The organism is Pseudomonas wayambapalatensis, from assembly GCF_049942315.1.
In the GTDB taxonomy this organism is placed as follows: domain Bacteria; phylum Pseudomonadota; class Gammaproteobacteria; order Pseudomonadales; family Pseudomonadaceae; genus Aquipseudomonas; species Aquipseudomonas wayambapalatensis.
Map to the genome: position 1 here is coordinate 1 of NZ_JBNFMU010000014.1, position 5,016 is coordinate 5,016.

Below are 5,016 nucleotides of genomic sequence, written 5' to 3' on the forward strand. Positions count from 1 at the left end.
TCCCAGTGAGTTGCGGCGGGTCGGAACGTCCCAATTCGCGACAGGTTGTTTCAGGTTGAGACAGCGGTATCGGTGGTGGCCTTTTCGCGGGCAAGCCCGCTCCTACGGGTTGGTGCAGGATTCAATATCTGTAGGAGCGGGCTTGCCCGCGAAAAGGCCACCACCGATACCGCTGTCTCAACCTGAAACAACCTGTCGCGAATTGGGACGTTCCGACCCGCCGCAACTCACTGGGATAAAGCGCTCAAAGCAGCTCAAGTCACTGAAAAAGCGCCACTTCCAAACACCTGGCACACTTCCTGTATTGCCACTGTCACATGCACCGGCGGTATCCAAGCGTGCGATAACGATAAGAACAACACCGTGGAGGTCTGATCTTGAAGACGACTCGACTCCGGCAGCAGGCGGGCACATTGGCGCTGGTCGCCGCCGCCCTGCTGAGCGCCCAGGCCATGGCGGCCGAACCGGGCCCGGCGATTTTGCAGAACAAGTGCATGGGGTGCCACATCCCAGAGGGCAACGATGCCTACAGCCGCATCAGCCACCAGCGTAAGACCCCTGAAGGCTGGCTGATGAGCATCGCCCGCATGCAGGTGATGCACGGCCTGCAGATCAGCGACGACGAGCGCCGCACCTTGGTCAAGTACCTGGCCGACAAGCAGGGCCTGGCGCCGAGCGAGACCGACGGCGTGCGCTACGCCATGGAACGCCGGCTCAATACCGTCGAACACTTCGATACGCAATTGGCCGAAACCTGCGGCCGCTGCCACTCCGGTGCTCGCGTCGCATTGCAGCGGCGCCCAGCGCAGGAATGGGAACACCTGGTCAACTTCCACCTCGGCCAGTGGCCGTCTCTCGAATACCAGGCCCAGGCACGCGACCGCGACTGGCTGGAAATCGCCCTCAAGCAAGTGGTGCCGGACCTGGCCAAGCGCTTCCCGCTGGAAAGCCCCGCCTGGAGCGCGTGGCAAAAGGCCAAGCCCAAGGCCGACGCATTGCCGGGGCAGTGGGCGTTCAGTGGTCATATGCTCGCCAAAGGCGATGTCCGGGGCGTGATGACGGTCAGTGCCGACCAGGGCGACAGCTTCAAGGTCGAAGTCAAGGGGCAGTACGCTGACGGCACGCCGTTCAACGGCAGCGGCTCGGCGATCCTCTACAACGGCTATGAGTGGCGCGGTAACGTGAAGGTCGGCGACAGCACGATGCGCCAGGTCTTCGCGGCCCTCGATGGCGAGATGAAAGGGCGCATGTTCGAGGCCGAGCACGACGAGCGCGGCCTCGATTTCACCGCAGCGAAGGAGGGCAAGGCGCGCCTGCTGGCGGTGCAACCGGCCTTCATCAAGGCCGGGGACGAGCGCGAGATCACCTTGGTGGGCAGCGGCCTGTCCGGCAAGCCCGAGCTGGGTGCCGGTGTGCAGGTGACCGAGATTCTGGAACAGACTCCAACCCTGGTTCGGGTCAAGGCCCGCGCCGCAGCCGATGCAGCACCTGGCGAGCGCCAGGTGACGGTGGGCACGCTCAAGGGCTTGAATCTTGCGGTCTACGACAAGGTCGATGAGGTCAAGGTGGTGCCGGCGTTCTCCATTGCACGCATCGGCGAGAACGGCGCTTCGATACCCAAGGTCCAGGGGCGCTTCGAGGCCGAGGCGTGGGGCAAGGACGCCAATGGCCAACCGTTGCGCATCGGTTATCTGCCGGCCACCTGGAAGGTCGAGCCGTTCAACGAACGTGCCGTCGAGGACGAAGACGTGAAGTTCGCCGGGCAGATGCAGGCCGACGGTGTGTTCGTACCCGGCGGTGCCGGCCCGAACCCGGCGCGCAAGATGATGACCAACAACGCCGGCAACCTGAAAGTCATTGCCACGCTGGCTGACGGCGGGCAGACGGGTGAAGGCCACATGATCGTCACCGTCCAGCGCTGGAACAACCCGCCGCTGCCATAAGGGCAGCAGGCACGGTTTTTTCCAACGGATCGATTATCGGGAGATCACCATGGGCGCACTACTGAATCTGGTCGAACGCAACCTGCATGAAGTGCAGGTCGATGCCGACCGCATGCTGTTCCATATCCCCAGCAGTTCGCTGTTCACCGCTGACGCGGTGACCGGCGGCATCATCGACACCCTGCGCCAGCAAGGCTGCTCGGCCGAAGAGCTGATACAGCGCCTTGGCCAGCAGTTTGCGGGCGACGATATCCAGGACACCCTGCGCGAGTTGATCGCACTGGAGCTGGTCAGCGACGGTTCGCCGCTGACCCCGGAAATCGCCCTCAAGCAGGTCGAGCGCACCGCGCTCAATACGGTGGTGCTCAACGTCAACACGGGCTGCAACCTGAGCTGTACCTATTGCTACAAGGAAGACCTCGACAAACCTTCGGCAGGGCGCAAGATGAGCACCGCCACCGCCGAGGCTTCGGTGGAGATGCTGCTCAAGGAGTCGCCTGACGAGACTCGCTACAGCGTGGTGTTCTTCGGCGGCGAGCCGCTGTCCAACCGGCCCTTGATCGAGCACATGGTCGCCTACTGCGAGCGGCGTTTCGCCGAAGCCGGCAAGCAGGTGGAGTTCATCATGACCACCAATGCCACGCTGCTCACCGAAGAGATCGTCGACTGGCTCAATGCCCATCGCTTCGGGCTGTCGGTGAGCATCGACGGGCCCAAGACCGTGCACGACCGCAACCGCATCACCGTGGGCGGGCAGGGCACCTACGATGTGGTGCGGCGCAAGGCCGACATGCTGCTGTCGCGCTATGACAGCCGCCCGGTCGGCGCCAGGGTGACCCTTACCCGCGGCATCACCGATGTCCAGACCATCTGGAACCACTTGTTCAACGAGCTGGGCTTTGCCGAAGTGGGCTTCGCCCCGGTGACATCGGGCGACATGGCCGACTTCAACCTGACCGGCGAAGAACTGGTGCAGGTGTTCGCCAACATGAAGGCGCTGGGTCGCCAGTACCTGGAGGCGGCGTTGCAGCACCGCAACATCGGTTTCTCCAACCTGCACCAACTGATCACCGACATCCACGAGGGGCACAAGAAGGCGCTGCCATGCGGCGCGGGCCTGAAGATGCTGGCGGTCGATCATGAGGGCGAGCTGAACCTGTGCCACCGCTTCACCGGCTCCAGCCTGCCGACCTTCGGCAACGTGCACACGGCGGTCAAGCAGGTCGAACTCAACGATTTCCTGTCCCAGCGCCTGGACCGCAGCGGCACAGGTTGCGACAGCTGTCGCATCCGCAACCTGTGCTCCGGTGGCTGCTATCACGAGAGCTACGCGCGCTACGGCGACCCGCAGCACCCGACCTACCACTACTGCGAACTGATGCGCGACTGGGTCGACTTCGGCATCGAGGTCTACAGCCGCATCATGGCCGCCAACCCGGCCTTCATCGATCGCTACATCACTCCTCGCAAGGCGCACTGACATGAAGCACTTGAAGCCCCTGAACAACAAGGCGCGCATTCTTGAACAGGCTGCCGCCGAAGACCGCGTCGAAGAAGTCATGGCCATGAGCGCGGTGGCCGGTTGTACCGCCACCACCGACCCAGGCTGGGAAGTGGACGCCTTTGGTGGCGTCAGCTCGCTGTGCCAGCCCATGGAGGCTGACCTGTACGGCTGCTCCGACCCTTGCTGGTGGCCGGCCCAGGTGCCCGACATGATGAGCACCTACCAGGACTGGAACGCCCAGGCGAGCAACTCGCAGGACGATTGGCGCAACCTCGGCACCGTATTCCCGAAAGACAAGTGACCGGCCCGACAAGAACGACAAGGGGAAACCGCATGAAACCTGGATTCTGCGCGCAACTGGCGCTAAGCGTCGCCACCTGCGCCGCGACACTGGCCGTGCACGCCACCGACGGCGCCGCCGGGCCGGCACTCAAGCCTGGCCATGAGTACCTGATCGCCACCAACTACCCGAACAACCTGCACGTGGTGGATGTGGCCAGCGACACGCTGTTCAAGAGCTGTCGCCTGCCGGACGCCTTCGGCCCGGGCACGGCGATGATGGCGCCGGACAACCGCACGGCCTACATCCTCAACAATCACTATGCCGACATCTATGGCATCGATCTGGACACCTGCACGACCACCTTCCACGCCAACCTGTCGAGCGTGCCGGGCGAGGTGGGCAAGTCGATGTATTCCTTCGCCATCAGCCCCGACGGCAAGGAGGTCTATGCCACGGTCAATCCAACCCAGCGATTGAACGACCACTACGTGGTCAAAACACCACGCCTTGAGGTGTTCAGCACGGCTGACGGGGTAGGGGCCAAGCCGGTGCGCACCTTCCCCATGCCGCGCCAGGTCTACCTGATGCGTGCCGCCGACGATGGCAGCCTGTTCGTCGCCGGGCCGGATATCTACAAGATGGACGTCAAGACCGGCAAGTACGAAGTGGCGCTGCCCCTGCGCAACTGGAATCGCAAGGGCTACAGCGCGCCGGACGTGCTGTACTTCTGGCCGCACCAGAGCCCGCGCCACGAGTTCTCGATGCTGTACACCATCGCCAAGTTCAAGGATGAGAAACAGGACCCGGCAACCGCCGAGCTGCTGTACGGCTACCTGAGCGTGGACCTCAAGACCGGCAAGACCCACACCCAGGAGTTTGCCGACCTGACCGAGCTGTACTTCACCGGGCTGCGCTCGCCCAAGGATCCGAACCAGATCTACGGTGTGCTCAACCGCCTGGCCCGCTACGACATCAAGCAGCGCAAGCTGGTCAAGGCGGCGAACCTGGACCATACCTACTACTGCGTGACCTTCGACAAGGCTGGCGACAAGCTCTACCTGGGCGGGACCTTCAACGACCTGGCGGTGTTCGATCCGAATACGCTGGAGAAGGTGAAGAACATCAAGCTGCCAGGGGGTGACATGTCCACCACCACGCCGCAGGTGTTTGTCCGATAGTTCGGTGGTGGCTTTTTCGCGGGCAAGCCCGCTCCCACAAGGCCCCATGCGACCTCAGTAGGAGCGGGCTTGCCCGCGAAGAGGCCAGTCCAGACAACACAAGAACAA

Annotated in this window: 4 protein-coding genes; all 4 read left to right on the forward strand. The window is 63.3% G+C overall.

Translation table 11 applies throughout. From position 1 onward, the window contains the following. Positions 1-377 precede the first annotated feature (377 nt). From peaA to peaD, 4 genes are read left to right on the forward strand one after another with little or no spacing between them, the layout of a single operon-like run. On the forward strand, positions 378-1,943 hold the full coding sequence (gene peaA, locus ACPZMI_RS00135; RefSeq protein ID WP_426351421.1) for a quinohemoprotein amine dehydrogenase subunit alpha: 1,566 nt from the start codon (positions 378-380) through the stop codon (positions 1,941-1,943). A 49-nt stretch (positions 1,944-1,992) separates the two neighbouring features. Further along, positions 1,993-3,423 (forward strand): quinohemoprotein amine dehydrogenase maturation protein, encoded by a 1,431-nt coding sequence (gene peaB, locus ACPZMI_RS00140; RefSeq protein WP_426351422.1) that lies wholly within the window; start codon positions 1,993-1,995, stop codon positions 3,421-3,423. Position 3,424: 1 nt separating this feature from the next. After that, positions 3,425-3,748, forward strand: coding sequence for a quinohemoprotein amine dehydrogenase subunit gamma (gene qhpC, locus ACPZMI_RS00145; RefSeq protein ID WP_054891339.1), 324 nt, complete (start codon positions 3,425-3,427; stop codon positions 3,746-3,748). Positions 3,749-3,780: 32 nt separating this feature from the next. Next, complete coding sequence (gene peaD, locus ACPZMI_RS00150) at positions 3,781-4,908, forward strand: quinohemoprotein amine dehydrogenase subunit beta (protein ID WP_186664556.1); 1,128 nt, start codon at positions 3,781-3,783, stop codon at positions 4,906-4,908. Positions 4,909-5,016: the final 108 nt, after the last annotated feature.